This is a genomic window from Thermostichus sp. OS-CIW-26, from assembly GCF_054058395.1.
This window is the reverse complement of sequence record NZ_JBSSAG010000026.1, coordinates 1-26,459: the sequence shown is the minus strand read 5'-3', so window position 1 is coordinate 26,459 and position 26,459 is coordinate 1. Positions and strand designations below refer to the sequence as shown.

At 60.3% G+C, this 26,459-nt stretch carries 26 protein-coding genes and 1 pseudogene; 12 read left to right on the top strand and 15 right to left on the bottom strand.

The features are described 5' to 3' along the window. Nucleotides 1–48 precede the first annotated feature (48 nt). From ACVW0C_RS10480 to ACVW0C_RS10465, 4 genes are all read right to left on the bottom strand, one after another. The gene (locus tag ACVW0C_RS10480; RefSeq protein WP_457385326.1) at nucleotides 49–567 is read right to left on the bottom strand and encodes a phycocyanin subunit beta; all 519 of its coding nucleotides are present in this window, start codon (nucleotides 565–567) and stop codon (nucleotides 49–51) included. A gap of 396 nt (nucleotides 568–963) precedes the next feature. After that, a complete protein-coding gene (gene trpA, locus ACVW0C_RS10475; RefSeq protein WP_457385324.1) occupies nucleotides 964–1,779 on the bottom strand; it encodes a tryptophan synthase subunit alpha in 816 nt (271 codons plus the stop codon). A 61-nt stretch (nucleotides 1,780–1,840) separates the two neighbouring features. Next, complete coding sequence (locus ACVW0C_RS10470) at nucleotides 1,841–3,256, bottom strand: ABC transporter substrate-binding protein (RefSeq protein WP_457385322.1); 1,416 nt, start codon at nucleotides 3,254–3,256, stop codon at nucleotides 1,841–1,843. A gap of 112 nt (nucleotides 3,257–3,368) precedes the next feature. Beyond that, on the bottom strand, nucleotides 3,369–3,584 hold the full coding sequence (locus ACVW0C_RS10465) for a hypothetical protein (protein ID WP_414405379.1): 216 nt from the start codon (nucleotides 3,582–3,584) through the stop codon (nucleotides 3,369–3,371). A 28-nt stretch (nucleotides 3,585–3,612) separates the two neighbouring features. Here ACVW0C_RS10465 and ACVW0C_RS10460 point away from each other — a divergent pair, with 28 nt between their 5' ends. Continuing rightward, a complete protein-coding gene (locus ACVW0C_RS10460; protein ID WP_414349911.1) occupies nucleotides 3,613–4,461 on the top strand; it encodes a class I SAM-dependent methyltransferase in 849 nt (282 codons plus the stop codon). An 8-nt stretch (nucleotides 4,462–4,469) separates the two neighbouring features. Here ACVW0C_RS10460 and ACVW0C_RS10455 read toward each other — a convergent pair whose 3' ends face one another. Further along, a complete protein-coding gene (locus ACVW0C_RS10455) occupies nucleotides 4,470–5,258 on the bottom strand; it encodes an amino acid ABC transporter ATP-binding protein (protein WP_011432567.1) in 789 nt (262 codons plus the stop codon). Nucleotides 5,259–5,521: 263 nt separating this feature from the next. Between ACVW0C_RS10455 and ACVW0C_RS10450 the strand changes: the two genes are divergently transcribed. The 9 genes from ACVW0C_RS10450 (at nucleotide 5,522) to ACVW0C_RS10410 (ending at nucleotide 15,807) form a co-directional block, all read left to right on the top strand. Continuing rightward, a complete protein-coding gene (locus ACVW0C_RS10450) occupies nucleotides 5,522–6,559 on the top strand; it encodes an amino acid ABC transporter substrate-binding protein (RefSeq protein WP_457385320.1) in 1,038 nt (345 codons plus the stop codon). Between the two features lie 98 nt (nucleotides 6,560–6,657). Further along, nucleotides 6,658–7,830, top strand: coding sequence for an amino acid ABC transporter permease (locus ACVW0C_RS10445; protein ID WP_457385318.1), 1,173 nt, complete (start codon nucleotides 6,658–6,660; stop codon nucleotides 7,828–7,830). Between the two features lie 3 nt (nucleotides 7,831–7,833). Continuing rightward, entirely contained in the window at nucleotides 7,834–9,039 is a 1,206-nt protein-coding gene (locus ACVW0C_RS10440; protein ID WP_457385317.1) for an amino acid ABC transporter permease, read from the top strand. 152 nt (nucleotides 9,040–9,191) lie between these two features. Continuing rightward, a complete protein-coding gene (gene tatC, locus ACVW0C_RS10435) occupies nucleotides 9,192–9,974 on the top strand; it encodes a twin-arginine translocase subunit TatC (protein WP_457385315.1) in 783 nt (260 codons plus the stop codon). Then, entirely contained in the window at nucleotides 9,964–10,578 is a 615-nt protein-coding gene (locus ACVW0C_RS10430) for a nucleotidyltransferase family protein (protein ID WP_414349906.1), read from the top strand. Before tatC ends, ACVW0C_RS10430 begins: the two co-directional genes overlap by 11 nt. Next, the gene (locus ACVW0C_RS10425) at nucleotides 10,565–12,013 is read left to right on the top strand and encodes an NAD(P)/FAD-dependent oxidoreductase (RefSeq protein WP_457385313.1); all 1,449 of its coding nucleotides are present in this window, start codon (nucleotides 10,565–10,567) and stop codon (nucleotides 12,011–12,013) included. Before ACVW0C_RS10430 ends, ACVW0C_RS10425 begins: the two co-directional genes overlap by 14 nt. Nucleotides 12,014–12,098: 85 nt before the next feature. Continuing rightward, nucleotides 12,099–12,989 carry an LmeA family phospholipid-binding protein gene (locus ACVW0C_RS10420; protein ID WP_457385312.1) on the top strand — a complete coding sequence of 297 codons (891 nt, stop codon included), beginning with the start codon at nucleotides 12,099–12,101 and terminating at the stop codon, nucleotides 12,987–12,989. A gap of 224 nt (nucleotides 12,990–13,213) precedes the next feature. Next, complete coding sequence (locus ACVW0C_RS10415; RefSeq protein ID WP_457385310.1) at nucleotides 13,214–14,812, top strand: hypothetical protein; 1,599 nt, start codon at nucleotides 13,214–13,216, stop codon at nucleotides 14,810–14,812. 77 nt (nucleotides 14,813–14,889) lie between these two features. Continuing rightward, nucleotides 14,890–15,807 carry a methylenetetrahydrofolate reductase gene (locus tag ACVW0C_RS10410; RefSeq protein WP_011432559.1) on the top strand — a complete coding sequence of 306 codons (918 nt, stop codon included), beginning with the start codon at nucleotides 14,890–14,892 and terminating at the stop codon, nucleotides 15,805–15,807. Here the strand turns inward: ACVW0C_RS10410 and dapB are convergent. From dapB to rpsL, 6 genes are all read right to left on the bottom strand, one after another. Beyond that, nucleotides 15,804–16,664 (bottom strand): 4-hydroxy-tetrahydrodipicolinate reductase, encoded by an 861-nt coding sequence (gene dapB, locus ACVW0C_RS10405; protein WP_414408347.1) that lies wholly within the window; start codon nucleotides 16,662–16,664, stop codon nucleotides 15,804–15,806. The two genes, ACVW0C_RS10410 and dapB, sit on opposite strands and share 4 nt — an antisense overlap. Before the next feature lie 121 nt (nucleotides 16,665–16,785). After that, nucleotides 16,786–17,103 carry a 30S ribosomal protein S10 gene (gene rpsJ, locus ACVW0C_RS10400; protein ID WP_414328725.1) on the bottom strand — a complete coding sequence of 106 codons (318 nt, stop codon included), beginning with the start codon at nucleotides 17,101–17,103 and terminating at the stop codon, nucleotides 16,786–16,788. Between the two features lie 124 nt (nucleotides 17,104–17,227). Further along, entirely contained in the window at nucleotides 17,228–18,457 is a 1,230-nt protein-coding gene (gene tuf / locus ACVW0C_RS10395) for an elongation factor Tu (RefSeq protein ID WP_457385308.1), read from the bottom strand. Nucleotides 18,458–18,488: 31 nt separating this feature from the next. Next, the gene (gene fusA / locus ACVW0C_RS10390) at nucleotides 18,489–20,612 is read right to left on the bottom strand and encodes an elongation factor G (protein WP_011432555.1); all 2,124 of its coding nucleotides are present in this window, start codon (nucleotides 20,610–20,612) and stop codon (nucleotides 18,489–18,491) included. Between the two features lie 153 nt (nucleotides 20,613–20,765). Further along, nucleotides 20,766–21,236: a 30S ribosomal protein S7 gene (rpsG, locus tag ACVW0C_RS10385; RefSeq protein ID WP_011432554.1), complete on the bottom strand. Its 471-nt coding sequence runs from the start codon at nucleotides 21,234–21,236 to the stop codon at nucleotides 20,766–20,768. Between the two features lie 83 nt (nucleotides 21,237–21,319). Then, nucleotides 21,320–21,727, bottom strand: a complete 408-nt coding sequence (gene rpsL, locus ACVW0C_RS10380) for a 30S ribosomal protein S12 (RefSeq protein ID WP_414349901.1) — start codon at nucleotides 21,725–21,727, stop codon at nucleotides 21,320–21,322. 204 nt (nucleotides 21,728–21,931) lie between these two features. Here rpsL and ACVW0C_RS10375 point away from each other — a divergent pair, with 204 nt between their 5' ends. Further along, nucleotides 21,932–22,624 carry a ComF family protein gene (locus tag ACVW0C_RS10375; RefSeq protein ID WP_414328728.1) on the top strand — a complete coding sequence of 231 codons (693 nt, stop codon included), beginning with the start codon at nucleotides 21,932–21,934 and terminating at the stop codon, nucleotides 22,622–22,624. Here ACVW0C_RS10375 and ACVW0C_RS10370 read toward each other — a convergent pair. The 3 genes from ACVW0C_RS10370 to ACVW0C_RS10360 form a co-directional block, all read right to left on the bottom strand. Continuing rightward, entirely contained in the window at nucleotides 22,602–23,627 is a 1,026-nt protein-coding gene (locus ACVW0C_RS10370) for an HD-GYP domain-containing protein (protein WP_457385306.1), read from the bottom strand. The genes ACVW0C_RS10375 and ACVW0C_RS10370 overlap by 23 nt on opposite strands. A 193-nt stretch (nucleotides 23,628–23,820) precedes the next feature. Next, nucleotides 23,821–24,759, bottom strand: coding sequence for a prohibitin family protein (locus ACVW0C_RS10365; RefSeq protein ID WP_457385303.1), 939 nt, complete (start codon nucleotides 24,757–24,759; stop codon nucleotides 23,821–23,823). An 80-nt stretch (nucleotides 24,760–24,839) separates the two neighbouring features. Then, on the bottom strand, nucleotides 24,840–25,643 hold the full coding sequence (locus tag ACVW0C_RS10360) for a prohibitin family protein (protein WP_457385301.1): 804 nt from the start codon (nucleotides 25,641–25,643) through the stop codon (nucleotides 24,840–24,842). A 236-nt stretch (nucleotides 25,644–25,879) separates the two neighbouring features. Here ACVW0C_RS10360 and ACVW0C_RS10355 point away from each other — a divergent pair, with 236 nt between their 5' ends. Next, on the top strand, nucleotides 25,880–26,155 hold the full coding sequence (locus tag ACVW0C_RS10355; RefSeq protein ID WP_238376900.1) for a hypothetical protein: 276 nt from the start codon (nucleotides 25,880–25,882) through the stop codon (nucleotides 26,153–26,155). Nucleotides 26,156–26,236: 81 nt separating this feature from the next. Here the strand turns inward: ACVW0C_RS10355 and ACVW0C_RS10350 are convergent. Then, nucleotides 26,237–26,459, bottom strand: a pseudogene (locus ACVW0C_RS10350) (RNA-guided endonuclease TnpB family protein); the annotation flags it as partial.

Sequence of the window (26,459 nt, the reverse complement as noted above, 5' to 3'; positions counted from 1 at the left end):
ATCTAACCGATCTAAAAAGGGACGACTAAGCCAGCTTCGACCCAAAGCTCAAACGATGGCGGCAGCAGCCTTATCGAAGTAGCTGGCCACTTCGCTTTGCAGCGCAGAGCAATCGCCAGGGGTGATGCCTTTCGGATCCATGATCTTGGCCAGGGCTTCTTTCTTCATGGCAGCAATGGCATTGGCCACAGAAGTGGTGGGCACCCCCAGAGCAATGTAGGTTTCCCGCAGGCCGTTCAGGCAGCGATCTTCCAGCACAGAGCTATCCCCGGCCAAGGTGGCATAGGTGATGTAGCGCAGGATGATCTCCATGTCCCGTAGGCAGGCAGCCATGCGGCGGTTGGTGTAGGCATTGCCGCCGGGAGCGATCAGATCCGGCTCTTGAGCAAACAAAGAGCGAGCTGCATTGGTTACGATTTGGGCGGCATTGCTGGTCATGCGGTTGACGGCATCCAGGCGCTTGTTGCCCTCTGCCACCAAAGCCGCCAAACGGTCAAAGTCTTGGTCACTTAAAAAGGCACCGCGTGCATCTGCCTGAGCGATCACCCGGGTAAAAGCATCTTGCATGATGGATCTCCTTCTGGTCTTTCCAAAAAGCGATGAGCGACTGGCTGAACCTCCCAAAAGCCGAATCCCAAGCTTTTTTGCGGGATTCTCTTTGACCCCCAAAAATCAAGGATTCCGTGGCAGCAGACCCCCCACCGAACCCCTAAATTTTTAGATTAGGTCAAGAACCTCTGCGACTTTCAGACAGCCGAGCATCCAGCCTAATTTTATATCGCGGGATGGATGAGTGTTTTGTGAAGATTTGCAAACCTACCAACCCCAAAATGTCTGCCTAGGCTGGGATCCCTGGACTATGGGGCGCAGCAGGGGGGAAATGGGTCTGCGGGCTGGCTCACAAAATGTAAACATTTGTTTTGAGATGGAAGCAGTCTGAGTGGGCACCTTCCTGAACAGAAGTTAACACTCTGGAGTGGTCACCTCTTGCAGGGCCGCTTTGAGGGCTCGACAAAAGTGAGCTATTTGTTGCAGTCCTTCTTCAGGCGTGGGGGCTTTGGCCAGCCGTTGCACAAATGCGCTGCCCACAATCGCCGCATCTGCTCCCCAGAGAGCGATCTGGCGGGCCTGGTCGGGAGTGGAGATGCCGAAGCCCACCCCAATCGGCAGGGGGGTTTGTTGGCGCAGTTGCTGCAGCAAAGCCGGGATCCGCTTTTCCAGGGTGGCCCGTTCGCCGGTAACGCCGGTGGTGCTGACCAAGTAGACAAAGCCACTGGACTGCTGGGCAATGCGGCGCATGCGCTCCGGGGGGCTGGTGGGGGCCACCAGCAGGATGAGGTCGATCTCTTCGGCCTGGGCTGCTTGTCGCAGGGATCCCGCCTCTTCCAGAGGCAGATCGGGGACGACCAAGCCGGCACAGCCGGCCTGCCGCAGTTGATGCAGAAAGTTGGGGATGCCGAGCTGGTGGATGGGGTTGTAGTAGGTGAACAGGATCAGGGGGGCCTGCAGCGAGAGACAGCGCAAGCCTTGTAGAATGACGCCCAAAGTGACTCCCCGACTGAGGGCGCGGGTGGCTGCTGCTTGGATCACCGGCCCATCCGCCAAGGGATCCGAGTAGGGTACCCCCAGCTCGATAAGATCGGCGCCGCTCTGATCCAGAACCTGCAAAGCCTCAAAGGTGGTTTCCAAGTTGGGATCCCCAGCGGTGAGGTAGGGGATGAGGGCTTTTTCACCACGGCTGCGCAGCGCCTGAAAGCAGGCTGTGATCCGAGTGGGCATGGGATCCATTCGATTCTGAGGAGATTGAGAGCATCCCCCACTGTAGCGTCTGCCGGGATCCCTAGGGGAGAGGCACGAAATCGTAGCCGGTACCGGAGCGGTTGCCGGGCTCAACCCGCACCAGCACATGGGGAGCATTGCGGTCGCCGGAGGGCAAAAAGCGCACCTCTCCCGAAGCCCCGTCCTGGAGGAGGAAGTTGGGATCCTGCAAACGGGCCAGCACAGCGCTGCGGCTGGTGGCTCCTTGGCTGAAAGCTTGCAAGAAAACCCGGGTGGCATCATAAGCCAGAGCGGTGCGCCAGCTCACCTGCCCTCCCCAGAGCTGGGCTGCCTTCTGGGCAAAGCCGCGGTTGCGCGGCACCTGGGGATGCCAGGGTACCGCCACCACCAAGCCCTCTACCGCTGCTCCCCCGTCTTGCAACGTGGTGAGGCTGAAGAGCACATCGCCGCCCAGAAGAGCAAGGGGCTTACCAGCTACAGCGTTCTCGCGGGCTACGGCCAGCGCTTTTTCGGCTACGGAAGCCGTGGGAGCTAAAAAAGCTACCTGGGCTCCTTGGCCGACGGCCCTTTGCAGGCTGGCCTGGGGGTTGAAGTCCGACGCCGATAAGTCGAACTCCGCCAGCACGATGCCCCCTTCGCTGGTCAGGGTGGAGGCAAAGGCGTCCCGCAGGCTGGAGCTGTAGGCGCTGTTGGGGTTGTAGAAGATGGCCACCCTTTGCAGCCGCAACGTGTTGAGAGCATAACGGGCCAGTTGTGTGCCAGCCACTTGATCCGAGGGCACGGTGCGAAAAATGGCATCCCCCAGCATGCTGATGCGAGTGCTGGTGGAGGTGGAGGAGATCATGGCCAAGCCGGCAGGCTGATAAACCTCGGCTGCAGCCAGGGTGGCATCGCTGGTGTTATGGCCAATCACCCCCAAGATCTCAGGCTGCGCCACCAGGGCTTTGGCCACCGCTGCTGCTCGCTCAGGGTTATCGCCATCGTCGGCAATCACTACCCGCAGCAGCCGTCCTCCGATTCCCCCCTGTTGGAAAAGCTCCTCCTGAGCTTGCGCCACCCCGCGCAGGGTCTCTTTGGCGCGGTTGGGGTTGCTGGAGATGGGCACCACCACCGCCAGGCTCAAGGGACTGCCCTGCTGCTGGGCACGGGCATTGTTCAAGAAAATGCGAGCCTCTGGGTCGTTGCGGTTGCTTTGCAGCCCCATCTCCAACACCGGGATGGCTGCGCTGAGGTTACCTTGGCGCAATAGCTCCGCCGCTGCCGTGGCCGTGGGGCTGCTATCGGCAAACAAGGTGCGCTCGCCGCTGGTCAGGAGCAGATCTTGTGCTCCACCCCCCAACCCTGGCAGCGATACTGGCGGTAGAGAAATGCCTTCCGGCCAGCGAACATAGCCCGCCCGCCAAGCACGATGACCGCCCCAGAGGAGCAATAGACCCAGGACGATGTAGACAATGGGTGGCGGAGACTTGACAACCATGATTCAGGGAAGAAAACGCCGACCTTCGGCCAGCAAAGACACCGCTCGCGCCCTCAGGGATCCTCAAAAACCCGTCTTTTCAAGGATTTTCAGAGGCTTCTCGAAGAATAACTTAAGGGTGGGGACGGTAGGAAGGGCTGTTGCGGTATTGGCGCTCTAGCTGCTCCACAATGGAAATGGGAACGGATGAGGTCTCGGAGGGCTCTTCTGGCGAGGTGCCGATCTGCGTCTCGGTCTCCACATTGAACTGCCGAGATGTTGCCCAAACCACTGCTGCAATCAGCAAAAGGACGATAGCGGCACCGTAAAGAAAGGCGACGATGGCCATCGGGTCAATGGTTTAGCTTTCCCCTTCCATGATAAAGGCTGTCGAGAATTACCCACTTCAGGATCCCTTAGAGCAAGCCCTATGGGACTGGCACCGAGGCCAGGCCAAGGGATCCCTGCTCTTGCATGCCTACGGCCTGGAGGGGATCCCGTTGGCGGAAGAGCCCCAGGTGGTCTCCCCAGAGGTGTTCTTCACCCAGGAGCTGCCGGAGGTGGAGGCCATGGCTTTGGATCTATGCCGCGGTCGGGTGCTGGACATCGGCGCCGGCACGGGCCGCCACAGCCTGCTGCTGCAGGAAGAAGGATTGGCCGTGGCCGCTTTGGATCGCTCCCCTGTGGCTTTGCAGATTATGGCAGAGCGGGGGGTGCGCTGCCGCATTGCCGCCGATCTTTTCCACTGGGCGGGGCCAGGAGAGCCCTTCGATACCCTACTCCTGCTGATGAACGGCGTCGGCTTGGCGGGATCCCTGTCGGGCTTGGAGCGTTTTTTGCGCCTGGCTCGCCACTGGGTTCAGCCCACTGGCCAGTTGCTCCTGGATTCCACCGATTTGAGCGATGCCAGCGACCTCGCAGATCTGCGGAATCTGCCGGCAGAAGAGGGAGGGCGTTTAGAAAACTTGGAAGATCCCTCTGGCAAGCTGGCCGCTCCTGCCCACCTCGAAGCAGGTGGCTCAGAAGATTGGCAGGAAGGGAGCGAGGCAAAAGCCAAGGTAGTGAACTTTGTAGCCGAGTACAACGGCCAGCGGGGGGATCCCTTTCCCTGGCTATTTGTAGATCCGGAAACCCTGCTGCAGTGTGCCCACGCCAACGGCTGGCAGGGGCAGATTGTCTATCAAGAGCCGGAGGGGGCTTTTCTGGCACGCCTCACCCCCTTCTGAAGGACTCGCTAGTGGGAAAGGATCTGGGATAAAAACAGGCGGGAGCGCTCTTCTTTCGGATTGCTGAAAAACTCTTGGGGGGTGTTTTCCTCCACGATCTTGCCGCGGTCGAAGAAGATAATCCGATCCGCCACCTCGCGGGCAAAGCCCATCTCGTGGGTTACACACACCATGGTCATCCCCGAGCGGGCCAACTCCCGCATCACGTCCAGCACCTCCTTGATCATCTCTGGATCCAAGGCCGAGGTGGGCTCATCGAAGAGCATCACCGCCGGATTCATGGCCAAGGCGCGGGCAATCGCCACCCGCTGCTGCTGCCCCCCCGAAAGTTGCCCCGGGTATTTTTCTGCTTGCTCGGCGATCCCCACGCGGCTTAGCAGTTCCATAGCCCGCTCTATCGCCTCACTTTTTTTCATCTTTTTCACGTGGATTGGGCCAAGGGTTACATTTTGCAAAACCGTGAGATGGGGAAACAGGTTGAACTGTTGAAAAACCATGCCCACCTCGCGGCGAATGGCATCGATGTTGCGCAGGTCGCTGGTTAGCTCAATGCCATCTACCACAATGCGCCCTCTCTGGTGTTCTTCTAAGCGGTTCAACGTGCGAATAAACGTTGACTTGCCCGAACCTGAAGGCCCACAGACCACCACCACCTCTCCGCGGCGGATGCGGGTGGTAATGCCCTTGAGGACGTGGAAATCGCCGTACCATTTGTGAACATCTTCGCATTGGATAATGTCAGCGCTGGCTGCACTTTGCGGAGAGAGTGAAGACCTTATGTGCGGGGATCCTTGCATGGGTGGGTGACTCCCTAAGTTTCACCAAAGCAGGCATGGGTACCATGGCAGAACTGGCCGAGCCACAACCGTAGCCTCTGCAACATTTCCATACGCCCTGACATGTAAGGCTTTGAGAAAATCGTAGGCGCCTATGGCAAACCATTCTATGGGGTGTGGGGTGTGGCAGGAGTGTAACCCGATGGCACGGTATCTCGGTTGAAGTGCCGTGTATGAACGACTGTTGACGACGAAGATCTTGAGGATTGACATGGGGTAATTTTATGAACTGGATAAAGCATTTGAACGGATTGGCTCCCTTGGCCGGGGCACTGGCGTTGTCTATGGGCCTGCAGTCCCTTCCCGCTTGGGCGCAGCTGGGGCCGCTCACCGACCGCATCAAGGCTCGGGGCGAGTTGATCTGTGGGGTAAACAACCAACTGCCCGGATTCGGCAACCTGGATGACCAAGGCAAGTATGTGGGTTTTGATATCGACATCTGCCGGGCGGTAGCTGCCGCTCTCTTTGGAGATCCGGACAAGGTTCGATACGTCTACCTGACGGCGGCCAATCGCCAGTCTGCGATTCAGTCGGGCGAGGTCGATATGATCAGCCGCAACACCACCTGGACCCTCACTCGGGATCGCGAGTGGGCGGTGACCTTCGGCCCCACCACCTACTACGACGGCCAAGGATTTATGGTGCGGAAGTCGCTGGGGGTGGAAAAGCTGGAAGACCTGAACGGGGCCACCATCTGTGTGATTGCCGGCACCACCACCGAGCTGAACTTGGCGGATACCTTCCGCGCCCGTGGCATTGCCTTTACGCCAGTAACCTTCGACGGCGATGATTCCTCTTTCAACGCCTACGAAGAGGGCCGTTGCGATGCCATCACCAGCGACCAAAGCGCCCTCATCTCCCGCCGGGCCAGCTTGGCTTCTCCTGATGACCACGTGATCTTGCCGGAGATCATTTCCAAAGAGCCCTTGGGGCCGCTGGTTCCCCACGGAGATGAGAGTTTCTCCGACATTATGAACTGGACGGTCTACGCCCTCTTCTATGCAGAAGAAAAGGGGATCACCAGCGCCAATGTGGAGGAGTTTCTCAAGTCGGAGGATCCCGATATCCGTCGTTTCTTGGGCCAGGAGGGCAACCTGGGAGAGCTGCTGGGCCTGAAGCCGGATTGGGTGGTCAATGTCATCAAGGCGGTGGGCAACTACGGCGAGATCTTCGACCGCCACCTGACCCCCTTGGGCGTGCCGCGGGGCTTGAACCAGCCCTACACCAAAGGCGGGATCCAGTACGCGCCGCCTTTCCGCTGATCGGCTGATTCGGAATCCGGGCCTAGGGATCCCGGTTGGTCAGTACCGGCCAGGGATCCCTTGTTTCCTGTCATACTTTGGATTGTTGCCTGCGCCCCATGACTGCACTGTCTGACCAGCCCCACCTTCGCCCCCCCTGGTGGCGGGATGAGCGTATCCTGAAGCTCTTGCTGCAGGTGGCCTTTGTCGTGGCCGTGCTGCTGGTGTTCGGGATCCTTGCTCAGAACCTCCTCGCCAGCCTGCGCCGCCTGGGCATCAGTTTGGGCTTTCGCTTTCTGGGCAACTCCGCCAACTTTGGGATCACCGAGGGGCTGATCCCCTACGACCCCTCCGAGAGCTACCTGAAGGCTCTGGCGGTGGGAGCGGTGAACACCCTCTGGCTGTCGGCAGTCAGCATTGTGTTGGCGACGGCGATGGGCTTTGTCTTGGGGATCGCCCGCCTCTCCAGCAACTGGCTGGCCCGCCAGCTGGCCACCGTTGTTACCGAGATCTTTCGCAATGTCCCGGTGCTGCTGATCGTGATCTTCTGGTACCAGGGGGTGATCCTCACTCTGCCAGGGGTGCGCAACAGTCTCTCCATCGGCGGGCTTGTCTTTATCAACCAGCGGGGAGTGAAGCTGCCCGGGTTGGATCCCAGCGGCTGGCTGGTTCCCGCGCTGGCCATTGTAATCGCGGCTGGGTGGGGGATCCGCAAGCTGCTCCTAGTCTGCCGACCCGAGCTGGGATCCCGGCAGCGGAACCTGTGGGTGGCTGCGGGGGTGGCACTGCTGGCGGTGGCCTGCTGGGTGCTCTTCCCAGAGCCGCCGGTGCGGCTGGATGTCCCGGTACTGGAGCGCTTTAACTTCCGGGGTGGGATCCAGCTTTCGGCGGAGTTTACCGCCATGATGCTGGGCTTGGTGACCTACACCGGCTGCTACATTGCCGAAGTGGTGCGGGGATCCTTTTTGGCGGTGCCGCGGGGGCAGTGGGAGGCGGCCCGGGCCGTCGGCCTGTCGGAGCTGGAAACCTTTCGCTTGGTGATTGTGCCCCAGGCCCTGCGGATCATGATCCCCTCCTTGAACACTCAGTATCTCACCTTGATTAAAAACTCCAGCTTGGCCATTGCCGTTGGCTTCTCCGATCTGTTCAACATCAGCAGCACCATCATCAACCAGTCGGGACGTTCGGTGGAGATGTTCGCCATCCTCATGGCCACCTACCTGACCTTTAACCTGGTGGTTTCCTACGGCATGAACTGGCTCAATGCCCGCGTCAAATTGGTGGAGCGCTAACCCATGCCCAGCAGTCTCTCCTCTCCCCTTGTAGAAGAAAAGGTACTCCCCCCCAGGGAGAAACAAAGTCCTCTGGCTTGGGTGCGCCGCAACCTGTTCGACTCCTGGCTGAGCACCTTGCTCACCTTGGTCTCTGCCTTGGTGTTGGCCTGGGCAATTTCCCTGTTCTGGAACTGGGCGTTCACCCAAGCCCGCTGGGAGGTGATCCCGGCCAACCTGAAAATCTTTGCCAGCGGCACCTACCCCAGCAGCCAACTGTGGCGGGTGTGGGCGGTGTTGGGAATTGTGCTGGCCACCTTGGGGGTAGCGGGGGGGGCTTGGGGCGGTGTGCTGCTGCACTACCTCATTCTCTTGGGAGCTGCTATGGGCTTGGCCGCTTTCCTGCCTTTGGGAACCCAGTCGCAGGGGTGGCTGGCGGTTTGCTCTGGCGTCACTTTTGCCGCTATTGCCCTCAGTCGGGGACGGGAATCCTGGCGGCTGGCTTCCATCTGGGTTTGGGCCCTGATCTTGCCCCTCTGTCTGCAGCTGCTGCTGGGCAACCTGGGCCCCAATTGGCCGGCAGTGCGAACCGAGCAACTGTCTGGACTGCTGCTGACCTTGATCTTGGCGGCAGCCGCCATGATCATCGGCTTCCCCATTGGGGTGTTGCTGGCGTTGGGCCGGGCCAATCGGGCGTTGCCGGTAATCCGGATCTTCTGCACGCTGGTGATCGAGCTGGTGCGGGGGGTGCCTCTGACCACCATTCTGTTTGCCGCCTGGCTGTTGGTGCCCTTCTTTCTGGGGGGGATCAGCGTCAACCTGATCATCAGGGCGGAGGTGGCCTTCATCTTGTTTACAGCCGTGTACGTGGCCGAGGACGTGCGGGGCGGCCTGCAGTCGATCCCGCTGGGCCAGCTGGAGGCGGCACGGGCGCTGGGCTTGAACCCCTTTCAAGTGACGGCTCTGGTGATTTTGCCCCAGGCACTGCGGGCAGCCGTTCCGGCGCTGGTGAACGAGTTCCTCACTCTCTTCAAAGACACGTCGCTGGTGTTCATTGTCGGCCTCATCGACCTGCTGCAGGCGGGGCGCGTGGTGTTCACCAACCCCAACTGGCTGGGCACCCAGCGGGAAGTGCTGTTTTTTATCGGCCTGATCTACTTTATCTGCTGCTTTGCCATGGCTTACGCCGCCCAGCAGGTGGAAAAGGCGCTGGGCTTGGGCAAGCGCTAGAAATTGCAGCCACTCCCCGTCCCCTCTGCTCAGGCCCCAAGATCCCCTTAACAGGCCAGGGCTACATCCCCCTATAGCGGCTCGACAAGTGCTTTTCCCTGGAGAGGGGGCAGCGCTAAGATAGCGGGGAACGTCTCGTTACACCTTGGCCCATGACCCTTGCCTCTGAGACCGAGTCCCCGGAGCAAGCCGCGGCGGCCCCTGAGTCTGGTCGGGTGCGGGATCCGGAGTTTCCCTACGAGGTCGAGATGACCTTGATGGAGCACTTGGAAGAGCTGCGCAGCCGCCTGTTGGCCAGCGTGATCGCGGTGGCGATCTGCATCATCGCCTGCTTTGCCGTGGTGAATCGCATTGTCGCCCTGCTGGAGGTGCCCGCTCGGGGGGTTACCTTTTTGCAACTGGCGCCGGGGGAGTATTTTTTCGTTTCTGTGAAGGTGGCGGCCTACTCGGGGTTATTGCTGGCCACGCCCTTTTTGCTCTACCAAATTGCCCGCTTCGTCTTGCCGGGGCTGAGCGTGAAGGAGCGCAAGCTGCTGGGGCCGGTGGTGCTGGGATCCAGCCTTCTCTTTGTGGCCGGCTTGGTCTTTGCCTACTATCTCCTCATTCCGGCGGCGCTTAACTTTTTCATCCGCTACGGCGAAGGGGTGGTGGATCAGGCTTGGTCCATCGACCGCTACTTTGAGTTTGTGCTGCTGCTGCTGTTCAGCACCGGCCTGGCCTTTCAGGTGCCGATTTTGCAGGCGCTGCTGGGAGGATTGGGTCTGGTGACTGCCGAGCAGATGTTCAAGGGCTGGCGCTACGTGGTTCTGGGCGCGGTGGTGGCGGGGGCCATTCTCACCCCTTCGACGGATCCCCTCACCCAGAGCCTTTTGGCCGGGGCTGTGACGTTTCTATATTTGTTTGGCATTCTGCTGGTGAAGCTCCTTGGCAAATGAGCCGAAGCTGCATGCGCTGATCTTGGCGGCTGGGTTTTCCACGCGGATGGGAGAGCCGAAAGCCTTTCTGCCCTGGAAAGACGGGCAAACCCTGCTCTCTTACCAGATTTTTCAGTGGCGACAGGCGGGGTTTCAACCCTGGGTGGTGCTGGGATCCCAGCATTTGGCGGCAGCCCAACCCCACTTGGCAGGGGCAGAGGTGCTGGTCAATCCGGCTCCTGAGCTGGGCAAGACCCACTCCATTCGGGTAGGGGTGGAAGGGATCCCTGCCGATTTTCAGGTGCTGGCCATTTCGGCGGTGGATCAGCCCCGCCCGGCGTGGATCTACCACAGCTTGCTGGAGTACCATCTGCGCCATCGCGCTTGGGTTACTGTGCCGGTGCATCGAGGGCGACGGGGGCACCCTACCCTGATCGACAGGCGCTTGCGGGAAAAGCTGTTGGATCTCCGAGAAGAAACCCTGGGCCTGCGCCGGTTGTTGCAGGATCTGGGCAGGCGGGTACAGGAGGTGGAGCTCTACACTCCCGAGATCTTCCTGGACTGCAATACCCCTGCCGATATGGAGGCCGCTGCTGCCGGTTGCGACAGCGTTGCCCAGGAGTGAGGGGATCCCCTTCAGCACTTGTCCTGCGACCGGTCGCCTCAGCGGTACCGAGCACTTCGGCGTTGCCCAGCAAGATGTTCTTCCCATTGCTCGTATGAGAAAGGGCCTTTATCCTGCCAGCACCTACGATCCTGCCTGCCCGGTCGGCAGCTACTGGGACAGCACGATAGCAGATCCCGGCTGGCGGCATCCGGCACCTTTGCAGGAGCAGGTGGGCGCGGAGGTGGTCATTGTGGGGGGAGGATTGACGGGGCTATCGACGGCTCTGCACCTGGCCCGCGACCATGGCATTTCTGCCTGCCTGCTGGAGGCGGGATCCCTGGGTTGGGGGGCCTCGGGACGCAACGGTGGCTTTTGCGGGGTGGGGTCGAGCCACCTTACCCACACCCAGATGGTGCGGCGGGTGGGGCTGGCGGAGACGGAGCGCTACTATCGGGATCAATGGCAGGCGGTGGAAACCGTTCGGGAGCTGGCGGCCAGCGAGGGCTTCTCCCTAGAGGCCCAGGGACAGGGCTGCTACGCAGTGGCCCATCGTCCCCAGGCGTGGTCGGAATTGGAGGCCGAGTACCTGATCTATACTCAGGTGGCGGGCTACCCGGCCCAGCTCCTCAACCCCAAAGAGCTGCGGGAACGCGGCTTCAACAGCCAAGAGAACCACGGTGCTTTGCACATCGGGGTGGGGTTTGGCCTCAACCCCCTCAAGCTCACCCAAGGACTGGCCCAAGCGGCCCACCGGTGGGGGGCGAAGCTGTACAGCGGCAGTCCGGTCACGGCCTGGGAAAAGGTGGGATCCCAACACATCTGTCACACGCCGGGAGGAACGGTGCGCGCTCGGCACTTGGTCATTGCCACCAATGGCTACACCCCAGAGGCCCTGTATCCCCAACTGGCGGGATCCCTGTTGCCGGCACTGTCCAACATCCTGGTCACCCGACCTCTGACGCCTCAGGAGCAGAAAGCGCAGGGGTGGTGGGATCCGACGCCGCTCTACGACATGCGGCGGCTGCTGTTCTATTACCGTCTGCTGCCGGATGGGCGCCTGCTGTTTGGGGGGCGGGGCGGCACCCGCGATACCCCGACGGAGCGACAGCAGTTGCGCACTTGGATGACCCGACAGCTCTATCGTCTTTTCCCTGCTTGGGAAGGGGTGGAGATCGAGTACGCCTGGAATGGACTGGTCTGCCTTTCTCGGCAGTTTCACCCCCACATCGGCCCTTCGCCGGCGGATCCCAGCCTATGGTACGGCTTGGCCTATCACGGCAGCGGTGTAGCCACGGCGGTGTGGGCGGGCAAAATGCTGGCCCAGGAGATTGCCGGGATCCCTTCCCAGATGAGCGCTCTGTTTCGCCAGCCGCCCCGCGCTTTCCCTTTGCCCTGGCTACGGCTTCACTATCTGCGGCTGGGGTATCTCTGGTGGCAGTTGACGGATGGATAGCCTCTCCAAGTGTGCGGGGGATCCCTCTGTTCGGCGGAGAAGTCCTGCCCTAGTCTGGTCGTAGTTGGGTGGAAACCATCGCTTGTTGTTGCTCCTGAGGTATCCAGTGCTGCTCACGTCTTGCCATCGGCCTGCTCCAGATCCGTCTCCTCTCGAAGCCCAATCGGCAACCTGTCGCCGTCAACGGCTCTCGCAAGCAGGGCAGCGGCTGGGGTTTGCTCTGCTGCTCAGCCTACCCACCATGTTTTGGCCTTGGCCCCCCGGATTTGCCCAGATTGCCGGATCCCTTCTCAGCCCCTTGGTGGCCGCTTGGATCCGTTCTGAGGTGCAGAGGGTCGATAACCTGCAAGTGCAAATTGTCGGCTCTGACGCCCAGATTTTGAATGGGCAGATCCCTCAAGCCCAGGTGTCGGGAGACAACCTCAGCTATCAAGGCTTTCAGGTCAGCCATCTGCGGCTGCGGGGCCAGGATATTCGCCTCAATGTGGGCGAAGCCATCCAGGGACGGAGCCCACTGCGGCTATTGGCCCCTGTGCCGGTGCAGGTGAGCTTGCGCCTTACCGAGGAAGACCTGAACCGCACCCTCCAGGCTCCCCTCATCCAAGCCCAACTGGCTCAGGCCCAGGTGCAGTTGCCCGTTGGGGGCCAAGTGGTGCCTTTTCTTATCCGCCAGCCTCAGGTCACGCTGGAACAGGGTCGGCTGCGCATCCAGGCTAACCTGACCACTCCCGAAGGGGTGGAAGCGCCGGTGACGGTGCTGACCGGCCTAGAAGCCCAAGGTCCCAACCGGTTGCGGCTGGTCAATCCCCTCTGGGTGAGCGAAGGCCAAGAGATCCCCATCCCCGGCCTGGCCGATTTCCCCATTCAGTTGGATCCCGGCGTGCGCATTGACCGCCTGGAGGTGCAGCCCGGCCAAATCCTCTACGAAGGGATCCTGACCATTTACCCAGAAGTCGCAACCGTGCCGCAGGGATAGTTCGCCTGGGCAGGACGGAGACCTTTCCCGTTCAGCAACGGGTGTGATCGGGATCAATCTCAAAGGGTGTGCCTCTGGGCGAGGATCCCTCTAGCAACCGGAGGGAAAGGGATCTTGCTGGCCGTTTGCGTTGGTGCCCCGTCGGGAACCGCACCGTCCACAAGACGAGAGCGGCATCGACTCCCTTCGGTAGCCGGGCAGGAGTGGTGTATTGAGGTGAGATCATGATCCAGCCATCCAACTGCAAACTCGACCCCTGGGTCGCGGTAGCGGTGCGGAGCACTTGCGGCTGGGCGCTGCCCCTGATCTTGTCGGTCGTTTTTTTGGGGGGCTGTGCTGGCGACCCAGTTTCCACGGTGCCTCTGGACGGCACGGCTGCCGGCACCCGCACGGCCACTCCTGAGGGCCGAACCTTCTCCGATATCTCGCCCGGTCGGGAGCCCCGTCTGAAGCATCTTTGGGCCAGCTTTGTCATCAGCCCCCAGCAATTGCAATCCGCCCGCGAGGCTTCTGTCTCTCTCCATCCGCAGGCCATTTTTCCCTGCACCGACTGCGAAAGCCTGCCGGGATCCCCGCCCCCCACTCCCCCTTCCCGCGCTCTGGGCACCTATCGCCCTGACCAGCTCACCTTCTCCTTCCGGGTTGAGCCCAACGAGACGTCCACCCGCCTCAGGGGTAGCTTTCACCTGGATACCACCACGCCTCTGATCCACCCCGGCGCAGGGGTGCGCTTGGTAATCCAACGGGCTTTCTGGGGGGAAGACCCGCTGGAACCGCTGCCACCTCCCCAGGACTTTCACCCTCAGCAGATCATCCGAGGCCAGTTCCAGGAGCGCAGTTGGATCCTCCCTTTCTCCCTGCCGCATCCCCCTGCCGGTGAGGTCTTGCCGCCGCTGCGGCTGGAGGTTGTTCTCACCTCGCCAATCCCACCTGACTCTGCCCCCTTTCAACGGGGTAGGCCGCTGCCGCCACCTCCGGGTCGGCTGTATCACGGGGTCGCTTGGCCGGGCATTCCCACTTGGGATCAACTCCTCGCCTATCGCCAGGCCATCGGTCAACCCCCCGCCTGGGCAGCCGTGGATCACCTCTGGGATCCCCGCCAGGACTTTCCACAGCAGTTGGCCAGTCGCCTGCGGGAAAGCGGCTCAGTCCCCTACCTGCGCCTGCGGCTGGATCCGGCCCAACTTTCTGCCTTGGCCAATGGGGATCACGATGAGACCTTGCGCTCTTGGGCCCGCGGGATCCAGCGCTTTGCCACCCCCATCATCCTGGCCGTCGTTGTTGGCGACGGGGATCCCGAACGCGCTCGCGGTAGCGGTGGGGAGCCCTTTGGTGGGACGGAGTCCTCGCTGCAACAACGGGCTTACCAACACCTGATGCAAACCCTGCGCTCTGTTCGCGTTAGCGGGACGGAGTCCCCGGCCAATTTGCTCTGGGTGGTGGAGCTGGACGGAGAAGATGCAGAGGCCGTGTCCGCCTGGGCTAACTTCCCTGGGATGGACTGGCTGAGCCTACAGGTAACGGGGGATCCCGCCGCTTTTGAACCGCTGTACCGCCGCCTTGAGGCCCTCAACCCGGAAGTGCCTGTGGTGATCCGCGGGCCAGCCCTGGGCTCGGAAGCCTCTCAACCGCTGCTGGAAGGTCTGGAGGCGCAGCGCTGGCCTCAGGTGATCGGCTGGAGCTGGACTTTAAGCCCGGACGGGATCCCTCCTGCAGCCGCACAAGATTGGCGGCAGCATCTGCAACAGGGGGATCCCCAGATATGGCTGGGGGAAATGCGGGTGCAGCCCCCGCCCAGCCCCCTTCCTTCGCCCAAGCCTTGAGAAAGGACGACCTGTCTGGAAAAACCTCCCGGAAAAGTCGATAATAAGCCAGCCGTTTTACCTTTCCTTCAGGAATTGTGGCCCTGATCCCCTCATCACCTCCCCTGTCCCGCTTCGCCCAGGCCATCCAGCGGGGGGAATTTCTGCTCACCGCCGAGATTACCCCCCCCAAGGGATCCGACACCAGCACCCTGCTGTCTTTGGCCCAGCAGCTCAAGGGGCGGGTGCATGCCATCAACATCACGGACTCCAACCGAGCCATGGCCCGCATGAGCCCGTTGGCGGCCTCGGTGCTGTTGCATCAGGCAGGCGTTGAACCGATCCTGCAGTTGGCCTGTCGGGATCGCAACCGCCTGGCCCTCCAGGGGGATCTGTTGGGGGCCTCAGCTCTCGGCCTGCGCAATGTGTTGGCCCTCACCGGGGATCCCATCCACATCGGCGATTGCCCCGATGCCCGCCCCGTATTCGATCTGGAGTCGGTGCGCCTGCTGCAGCTTATCCAACGGCTGAACAATGGCCTCGATTGCAATGGCAAACCTCTCCCGGATGGGGGCACGCATCTGTTGGCAGGGGCAGCGGTAGAACCCCAATCGGGCAGCTTTTCCGGCCTGGAGCGGCGCTTCCACCGCAAGCTGGAAAACGGAGCCCAATTTTTCCAAAGCCAGATGGTCACCGACTTTGAGCAACTGGAGCGCTTCATGGATAAGTTGGGCCGTCCCGCCGGCAAGCCCATCCTGGCTGGCATCTTTTTGCTCAAGTCGGCCAAAAATGCCGAGTTTATCAACCGCAACCTGCCAGGAGTGAAGATCCCAGACGAGATTATCCAGCGGCTGGCCAACGCCGCCCACCCCCTCGAAGAAGGGATCCGCATTGCCGCCGAACAGGTGCGGCAGGCCCGCCAGATCTGCCACGGGGTGCATCTGATGGCCGTCAAAGCCGAGCACCTCATCCCCCGCATCCTGGATGAGGCCGGGATCCCTCCCCTGACCGGCTAGCTCAAGACCTGCTCCAGCCCGTAGACCAAACCTTGAAGCTGCAGCACCTTGCGGATCCCCAGGATCACCCCCGGCATAAAAGCTATCCGATCCGTGGTGTCGTGTCTCAAGGTGAGGGTTTGCCCCATCCCACCAAAAATGACCTCCTGATGGGCGATCAACCCCGGCAGACGAACGCTGTGAATGGGAATGTTGGGGCCAGAGAGCCCTCCCCGCGCACCGGGGATCAGCTCTTTTTCTTCCACTGAGGACTCCGTCCCGCTGTCGCGAACGGGCGGGTTAAAGGTTTTGCCCAATTGTCCCAGCCGTTGTGCCGTCTGTAGAGCCGTGCCGCTGGGGGCATCCGCTTTGCGGTTGTGGTGCAGCTCGATGATCTCAACGTGGTCAAAATACTGCGCCGCCTGCAGGGCCATCTGCTGCAGCAAAATCATGCCGATGGCGAAATTGGGCGCGATTAAACAGCCCACACCGGACTTATCCGCCAGATCCCGCAGCCGCTCCACCTGCTCCGGCGTCAGGCCCGTCGTCCCCACCACCGGGCGTACGCCAAAGGCAATGGCCGAGCGAACATGTTCAAAGGCCGACCGAGGATGGGTAAAATCCACCATTACGCCGCGGCTGCTGCGCTGCGACAACCTCAGCAACTGCCCCGGCAGGTCGTCGGTAATCTCCACCCCCAGGGATCCCAGGCCCAGCACCTCGCCAATATCCGAGCCCAGTTGAGAGCGGGCCACCGCCCCCACCAACCTCATGTCGGGCGTCTGGGCAACGGCTCGCACCACCTCTCGCCCCATTTTGCCCAAGGCCCCCACCACCAAAACCGGGATGGGGGATTGGGCCGCTCCTGGAGTTGCCAACCCCTGAGAGGGGTCTGCACCACTATCGCGATCGACCGGATCAACCGATGTTGTCACCCGCTGCTGCCCTCATCCAAGCTCTACGAAATGACTGCGAAAGCGGGGGATCCCTGCAGATCCATCACAGCTTCACCTCGATATCTACCCCTGCCGGCAGATCCAGCTTCATGAGAGCATCGATGGTTTTGGAAGAGGGGGAATAGATGTCGATAATGCGCCGGTGGGTGCGGGTTTCAAAATGTTCCCGCGAGTCCTTGTCGGTGTGGGGGGAACGCAGCACACAGTAGATGCGGCGCCGAGTAGGCAAAGGAATCGGGCCGACAGGTACGGCGTCGGTACGACGAGCCGTATCCACGATTTTGTCGCAGGAAGTATCCAGCAGCCGATGATCGTAAGCCTTCAGGCGGATACGAATTTTCTGTTGAGTCAAGGTAGGCATGGCCGGAGAGCAATCCAGAAAAAGGGGGACTCAAAAAAGCTGGCAGGGAAAGTGCTCCGCGCCACTATCGCAACTGAGTTGGTCTGGGGCCGTCGGCACTCAATCCCTGCCAGGAAAAAGCAGCTTACTTCAGGATCTTGGAGACAACACCCGCTCCGACAGTACGGCCACCCTCGCGGATAGCAAAGCGCATCCCCTGCTCAATGGCGATGGGCTGGATCAGCTCCACCGTCATCTTAACGCGGTCACCAGGCATCACCATCTCTGGCTGGGATCCGTCATCGGCCGTAAAGGAAGAGATGGTGCCGGTTACATCGGTGGTGCGCACGTAGAATTGGGGACGATAGCCGGCGAAGAACGGCGTGTGGCGACCTCCTTCTTCTTTCTTGAGGACATACACCTCAGACTCGAAGCTGGTGTGAGGAGTAATGGTCTTGGGCTTGGCCAGCACCATGCCGCGCTCCACTTCGTTCTTCTGAATGCCCCGCAACAGCACACCAACGTTGTCGCCGGCAATCCCTTCGTCGAGGGTTTTCTGGAACATCTCCAGGCCGGTAACGGTGGTAGAGCGAGTTTCTCGCAGGCCCACCAGTTCCACCGTTTCGCCCACCTTGATGCGACCCCGCTCGATCCGGCCCGTGGCCACCGTGCCCCGACCAGTAATCGAGAAGACATCCTCCACAGCCATCAGGAAGGGCTTGTCCACATCCCGATCAGGCGTGGGAATGTAGGAGTCCACCGCATCCATCAGCTCATAAATTTTGTCCACCCAAGGATCTTCGCCCCGCTGGGTTTTGGGGTTGGCGGTCATTCTTTCTAGGGCTTTCAGCGCCGATCCTCTGATGATGGGAACGTCGTCGCCGGGGAAGTCGTATTTGGAGAGAAGCTCCCGCACTTCCAGCTCCACCAACTCCAGCAGCTCTGGATCGTCCACCATGTCTGCCTTGTTCAGAAAGACCACCAAGCTGGGCACCCCTACCTGACGGGCCAACAGGATGTGCTCCCGTGTTTGGGGCATGGGACCATCAGCTGCAGACACCACCAAGATGGCCCCATCCATCTGGGCCGCGCCCGTGATCATGTTCTTCACGTAGTCGGCGTGGCCGGGACAATCCACGTGGGCGTAGTGACGGTTGGCAGTCTGATACTCGACGTGGGCGGTGTTGATGGTAATGCCGCGAGCTTTTTCCTCTGGCGCTGCGTCGATCTCATCGTACCTTTTGGCTGTGGCCTGACCCAAAGCAGCCAAGGTGGTGGTGATGGCAGCCGTCAGGGTGGTCTTGCCGTGGTCAACATGGCCGATGGTGCCAACGTTGACATGGGGTTTGGTGCGTTCAAACTTAGCGCGTGCCATGAATCATCACTTCCTTTTTGGTTTCAGTCAGCTACTCATTTCCTTTGTTTTTGGCAATGATGGCTTCGGCGATACTGCGAGGAACTTCCTCGTAGTGGCTGAACTCCATCGTGAAGGTGCCTCGACCCTGGGTCTTGGAGCGAATGTCGGTGGCATAGCCAAACATCTCCGCCAAGGGAACTTTGGCATTGACTTTGGTAATGCCGCCTTCTGTATTCATCCCCTCCATCTGGCCGCGGCGGGCGTTGATGTCCCCGATGACATCCCCCACAAAGGCTTCAGGGACTTCCACCTCGACCTTCATCATCGGCTCCAGCAGGGTAGGGCTTGCCCTGCGAGCGGCCTCCTTCAGAGCCATCGAACCGGCGATCTTGAAGGCCATTTCGCTGGAGTCCACCTCGTGGTAGGAGCCATCCACCAGGGTGGCGCGGATGTCAATCAGGGGATAGCCCGCCAGCACACCGGATTCGCAGGCTTCTCGGATCCCTTGCTCGGCTGGCCCAATGTATTCTTTGGGCACAACGCCACCCACAATCTTGGAAACGAACTCAAATCCTGTACCCGGCTCCGCCGGCTCTAGGTCGATAACCACATGGCCGTACTGGCCGCGGCCACCACTCTGGCGAACAAACTTGCCTTCCACGCGGCTAACCGGCTTGCGAATGGTTTCGCGGTAGGCCACCTGTGGGTTACCAACATTGGCTTCTACGTTGAACTCCCGCAGCATCCGATCCACCAAGATCTCCAGGTGCAGCTCGCCCATCCCAGAGATGATGGTTTGATTGGTCTCGGGATCCACAGACACGCGGAAGGTGGGATCCTCCTTGGCCAGGGCCTGCAGGGCCTTGGAGAGCTTATCGATATCGGCTTTGGTTTTGGGTTCTACCGCTACTGAGATCACCGGCTCTGGGATAAACAGAGACTCCAGGATCACCGGCGCATTTTCGTCGCAGAGGGTATCTCCGGTGGTGGTGTCCTTGAGGCCCACCACAGCTCCCAGATCTCCTGCCCGCAGCTCATCCACGTCCAAGCGTTCATCGGCCTTCAGCACCACCAACCGCGAAATTCGCTCCTTCTTGTTCTTGGTGGAGTTGAGCACATAAGTACCTTTGGTCAACACCCCCGAGTAGACGCGAATAAAGGTGAGATCCCCGTACTTATCGCTCATCAACTTGAAGGCCAGGGCGGAGAAGGGCTCATCGTCGCTGGCACGGCGGGACACTTCTGAGCCATCTGGCAGCACCCCCTTGATGGCCGGAATATCCACAGGCGAGGGCAGGTAATCCACCACCGCATCCAGCAGCATCTGGACTCCCTTGTTCTTGAAGGCAGAGCCACACAGCATGGGCACAATTTGGCCGCTGATCGTGCCTTTGCGCAGACCCGCCATCAAGTCGGCTTCGCTCAGATCTTCTTCGGCGAAGTACTTTTCCATCAGAGCTTCGTCCGTCTCGGCCACTGCTTCCACCAGCTTGGCCCGATACTCTGCCACGAGATCTTTCATCTCCTCAGGGATGGGGGCCGGACGAATGTCTTTGCCGATCTCGTCCATATAAATGCGGGCTTGCATCCGCACCAAGTCAACAATGCCGCAAAACCCGTCTTCGGCACCGATGGGCAGTTGGATGGGCACGGCATTGGCCTTGAGGCGCTCCCGGATCTGGTTGTAAACCTTGAGGAAATTGGCCCCCATGCGATCCATTTTGTTGACGAAGGCAATGCGGGGCACATTGTAACGATTGGCTTGCCGCCAGACGGTCTCAGACTGAGGCTGCACGCCGCCCACCGAGTCAAAGACGGCGATCACCCCATCCAGCACCCGCATGGAGCGCTCAACTTCAATGGTGAAATCGACGTGCCCAGGAGTATCGATGATGTTGATGGTGTACTCCGGTGCGCCGGAGAGGGGCTGGGAAGGATTTGCGGGATCCCGCTTAGTCCAACGGGTGGTGATGGCCGCAGCGGTGATGGTGATGCCCCGCTCCCGCTCCTGGGCCATCCAATCGGTGACCGCAGTTCCGTCGTGAACTTCGCCAATTTTGTGCACCAGACCGGAGTAGAAGAGAATCCGCTCTGTGGTCGTGGTCTTGCCAGCATCGATGTGAGCCGCGATGCCGATGTTTCGGACTCGTTCTAGGGGAACTGTGCGTGCCACGTCAACCTCCCAATCCTCGTCGCCCTGCGACTTGGGCAAACTAAAAAATCCTTTACAATTCTAATCTTTTTTGCCGATTTTTCTCCACCTCGCTGGAACTCGGGCTGGGCAGAACAGGGATCCCAAAAGTCTCCACTGCTCCGCCAGGCTAGTTCAGTAGCGGTAGTGGGCAAAGGCCTTGTTGGCCTCGGCCATGCGATGCACCTCTTCTCGCCGCCGAATGGCGCTGCCGGTTTCGTTGGCTGCATCGATCAGCTCATTGGCCAACTTGGCGGCCATGGTGCGACCTGGACGAGTGCGCGAAAAGGTCACCAACCAGCGCAGCGCTAGGGAAGTGCCCCGTTCTCCTCTCACCTCCACAGGCACCTGATAAGTGGCTCCGCCCACCCGGCGGGCTTTCACCTCCACCAGTGGGGTGGCGTTGCGAACAGCATTTTCCAGCAAGGGCAGTGGGTCTTGGCCAGTGCGCTCCCGCACAATGTCCAGAGCTTCATAGAGGATCCTGGCAGCCAGGGATGCCTTACCCCTCATCATCAACTTGCGGATCAGCATGGTAACCAGACGGCTCCCATACTTGGGATCCGGGGGCACATCACGACGAGGGGCACGGTTGCGGCGAGACATAGGAGCTGGGTTGCTTGTTCAGATGGGGATGGCAGAAAGAAAGATGACGAGTGGGATATGGAGGGTTGAGGGTGAGGGCAAAGCTATTTTTTCTTGCCAGCGGCGGCTGGAGCTTGGCCCGGCTTGGGCCGTTTCGCCCCGTATTTGGAGCGGCCTTGTTTGCGGTCTTTGACCCCTGCAGCGTCGAGGGTGCCCCGGATAATGTGGTAACGCACGCCGGGCAAATCCTTAACCCGCCCACCGCGAATCAGGACCACAGAGTGCTCCTGCAGGTTGTGGCCGATGCCAGGAATGTAGGCAGTGACCTCAAAGCCGGAAGTGAGGCGAACGCGAGCCACTTTTCTCAGGGCCGAGTTGGGCTTTTTGGGCGTTGTCGTGTACACTCGGGTGCAAACCCCCCGCCGCTGTGGACAAGCCTTCAGGGCAGGGGACTTGGTTTTGCGAGCGGCAACGCTGCGCTCCTCACGGATCAGTTGCTGAATGGTGGGCATGGGCTGGCAGAGAAGGTCACGGCTTAAATTTTATCCGGTTGAATTATCCGGCGATATTGAATCCTAGCAAGGCGGGATCCCAGCGTCAACTTGGGGATGGACTGCTGGGCTGTTAGCCTGGCCGAGTCTGAATTTCGGCCTCGTTCCCCCCTTGCCTCAGCTTTTTAGGAGACTCTGCACACCAGAAAGGATCCCTAGCAGACGATGGGCTGGTTAGATTGGTGGATTGTGCCTCCATGTCCGCTTTGCCGGCGCCCTGCCAAGGCCGTGTTCTGTCAAGACTGTCAAAGGCGGTTGCAGGCGGAGCGCCTTGCCACTTGGCCAGTCACCACCTCGCCTTGGCCACTTTACGCCTGGGGGATCCACCGGGGGGCGCTGCGCAGGGCCATCTATTGCCTGAAGTACGAAGGACAACGGCGCATTGGCTCGGTTTTGGGAGAATGGCTGGGATCCCGTTGGGTCGAAAGCCAGTCCACCTCTTTAGGCTCCCCTGGGGCCTACACGGTGGTGCCCATCCCTCTGCATGCAGAGCGGCTGCGGCAGCGGGGCTACAACCAAGCCGCCTTGATCAGCCAAGCCTTTTGCCAGCGGACAGGTCTGAGACATTGGCCTGAGGCTCTGGTGCGGGTGCGGGCCACAGCGGCTCAACATGAGCTCAACCCGCTGCAACGACAGCACAACTTGGCCGGGGCCTTTGCCCTGAAACAAGTTCCGGCCACACCGGTGTTGCTGGTGGATGACATCTACACCACCGGCTCTACCGTTCAAGCCGCCCAGCAGGTATTGGCCGCTGCCGGGATCCCGGTGGCCGGAGTAGTTGTCGTCGCCCAAACCCCAAAAGCTGCCTGTCCAGCCTGGCCCGGAACCCTAGCCCCTATCCCGCCTCCAGCAGATTAAAGGCCGTAACAAACATAAAGTCACAAAACTCGCGCACCAAGTTCGGATCCCGCCAGCCCTTGCGGGTTTCCTCCCGCAGCACTTCCAGGGCCTGTTCGGCGGTCAGGGCCGGTTTGTAGGGGCGAGGGGAGATCAGAGCGTCGAAGATGTCGATCACCTGAAAGACGCGGGCCAACAGAGGGATCTCTTCGCCTGCCAGCCCATCTGGGTAGCCGCTGCCATCCCAACGCTCGTGGTGGTGGCGGATGATCGGCAGCACATCCTGCATGGTGCGCAAGCCCCGACAAATGTCTTCGCCAATCAAGACGTGGGACTTCATGATCTCCCATTCTTCCGGGGTATGCTTGCCCTGCTTGCACAAAATCGCATCCGGGATCCCGACTTTGCCGATGTCGTGCAGGTAGCCGCCCCAGCGCAGGGCCTTGATCTGTTGACGAGACAGCCCCAAGTAACGGCCAAACTGTTCCCCCATGGCCACCAAGCGTTCGCAATGGTCACCCGTGATGGGATCCCGACTTTCCACAGCGCGGGCAATGGCAAACAACACCCTGGCGGCGTGATCCAGGTCTTCGTTCAAGCGCTTTTGGTGGATGGATGAGCGTACCCGCGCCAGCAGCTCCACGTGATCGAAGGGCTTGGTCAAAATGTCGTCGGCCCCCACCTGCATCCCCATCAGGCGATTGGAGCGGTCGGTCAGGGCAGTGATCAGCACAACGGGGATCAGGCGGGTCAGCTCATTGGCCTTCAGTTGCCGGCAGACATCGAACCCGCTCATGTTCGGCATCAGCACATCCAACAGCACCAAGTCTGGCCGAAGCCGCTCCACAGCCTCCAAAGCCTCTTCGCCGTTGGTGGCCTCGCTCACGCGGAAGTGGGCCGACCGCAACAGCTCACCGATGTAGAGGCGGCTGCTGGCCTGATCGTCCACCACCAAAACATGATCCGCCTCCGCCAGCTTCGGGTTTAGACGGGGAAAGGGGGTGTGAGTCAGGCGGGAGTTCATGGCGGTAAAACCTAGCCTTGCATCGAGTACGAGCTTTCCCCCTGAGTTGGATTCGGCGCAACTCTACGAGGGATCCCAGCCCAGACTCCTGGCGGTAGGATGTCAACGAACTCGAATGACATCCCTTCGCCTTCACATCTGGACACACTTTATACTCAGACTTTTAAGTCTGTACTCCGCAACTTTGCTGAACCTACTGCCCTCTTTGCAGGGCTGCCTGATGGGGATCCACATTGAGAAACACGGTGGCATCTCCCTCGACGCGGATGATGCGCAAAGGGGGCAGCGAGCCCGTCGGGTTTTGGATGCGCTCTTGCAGCTTCTCGTAGAACAGCAGATCCGCCAGTTGCGCGTTCTGCGCTGCCGCTTGTCCTTTCAGCTCAATGGCCCGCTGGTTGGCCGCCGCCAAGATCAGCAGCCGCTCGGTCTCTTTTTCCTGAATTTGCGCCCGCACTGCCGCCGTTTGTGCTGTAATCGAGGCCACCTGTTTGCGTTCAATCGAGTCTCTTAAGGCTTGTGGGAAATCGGGGTTGCCCAGAAACAGGCCCTCCACCTGCACCAGAGGCAGGGTTTGGCCATCGCGGTTGACAGTAGGCATCTCTTGGCGAATCAAGTCCAGCGCTCGTTGTTCGATGGCAGCCCGCTGGCTTTTCCGGTAGAAGTCTTCCGAATCGAAAGAGGCGGAGATATCCCGAATTTTGGAGCGCACCACCGGCACCACCACCGTGGAAAGATAGTTCTCGCCGATGTTGGCGTGCAGCTCGTCCAAAGTGGCGAGGTTGGGCTTGAGGGCAATGGCTACATCGATGGCAAAGGCTTGCCCATCGGCGGTGTTCACGGTGATGGCGTTGCTGATGGCATTGGCCGAAGCGGGGTTGTTGGTAAACTCCCAAACGCGGGTGAGCACGGTGTAGGTGATCGGCGTTTCGATCCCTGGGATCCGGAAGATGACCCCCGGCAATTCTACCCGCCCCTTCTGCAACCCGGAAAAGGTATTGAACACTACAGTGGCATGTCCGGGCAAAGTGACGTACAGGCAAGCGCGGAGCACTCCCAGGGCCGCCAAGACGGCGATCCCTCCTACGGTTAACCAACCCACTCTGCTTTGGGGTGCTTCTCCTGTTGGATACATGGTGGCTGCTCCCGTTTTAGGGTCGGTGAGAAGAGCTGAGGAAATTGGGGACAGGCTAAAAGGATTGATTTCCTGTTGAGTTATTTGGTGATCAAAGTTTCCAGACGGGATCCCAGTACCGCAGCTTTCACCACCTCTAAGTACTGCGGATTTTGAGTGAGGGCCTGTGCTTTGGCTCGCAATTGACCGGCTTCCGCCTCAGCTTGAGAAATGATGGTGCGGGCATCTTGGCGGGCCTGCTCGATCTCAAATTGCTTTTGCGCCAGTTGATTTTCAGCAATGGTTTTTGCCTCAATGGCCGCTACGAAATCAGGATCGAAATCCACATCCCGCAGCAGAAAATCCAAAACCTCGATGCCGTATTCCTTCAGCAGAAGAGCCACCCGTTCGCGGATTTGGCCCTGGAGCAGCGGACGCTCGGTAGAATACAGAGCCTGGGCAGAAAAGCCGCTGGTCTCATTCAGAATGACCGACCGGACGATGGGGGCGATGCGATCCAGGTAATTTTCCCCCAGTTGCGTATAGACCTTGGGGGCGTCCACAATGCGAAACTGCAGCGTCGCCTCAGCCGCAATCTGCTGCCCATCCTGAGAAAGGGCCACCAGCCGCGGCGCGTAGGCAGTCGGGTCGTTGTCCTTCCAGGTGAGGGCCTGCGTTTTTACATCGAAGGTAACCGTGCGCGAGACAAAAGGCGGCACCCAATGGAGACCAGGCTGCAAAGCCACCGGCCTTACCCCCCCTCTCCAGGTGAACACCACCATATTTTCTCCATTGCCCACCAACCGCAGCGGCCTGCCCATTGCCACCAGGATCAACACGGCTCCGGCAAGGGTGGCCTTGGGCAACCAGCGACCAACCCGCCTCTCCCAACCTTCTGCCCGCATCTCCCCATCTCCTGAGCCGGTGATCATTTTCGCGGCTATGGGGAAATGAGGCCGAGAAATCGCCGCTATCTTTTAAGTTTTCTACAGGGATCCCTGTCTTTCTCTCCCACTATTCGCAACGATGTCGAGTTCTCTACAAAGTTTACAAAAGATCACTTCATACTTTGCAAAGACCCGTGACGGACAGGCGAAAAGGGAAGAAGATTAAGACATAATAAAGATTTGGGTTGCCGTTCATGCTGTCCATTCCCGATTACGAGCGGCGGGACATCCAAGTGCCACTCTCGTGCATCCCCGTTGCCGCCCGGGCCTTGATCCGGCAGGGGGTATCCGTCTGCTGGCGGGAAGAAAGCCTGTCTGCCTTGATTCGTCTGGGATCCAAAGGAGCCGCCGACCGAGCCGCCATTCTGCTGGTGGAAATGAGCCTCATGGGCCAACCTGAGGAGCTAAAAAGCTGGCTGGAGATGTGCTGGCAACTGCCCGCTTGTCCCAGGGAACCGCTGCAGGTGTAGGGGTACCCTCTGTGGACGAATGCGGGATCGGCTTCTGTAGCTATTCCTCTGTAGCTACTGTAAACTACCCGGCTCCGACCGCTAAGCGGTACGGAGCGGGCTTTCAGTAGCCCTGGGCCTGCTCTGCTCTACCAGAGAACAAAACAAGCCCGGACCTCTAGGCTGGTTTACGGCAGCCCCCAAGAGCGCAATTACGTTTGCACCATTCCAGTCCGCATCTCCTTCCCATCCACAGTGCCCACACTTGAACGACTTACCACTGCGATAGGATTGCGCAGGGTCGGGATGGATGTGCAAACACCGG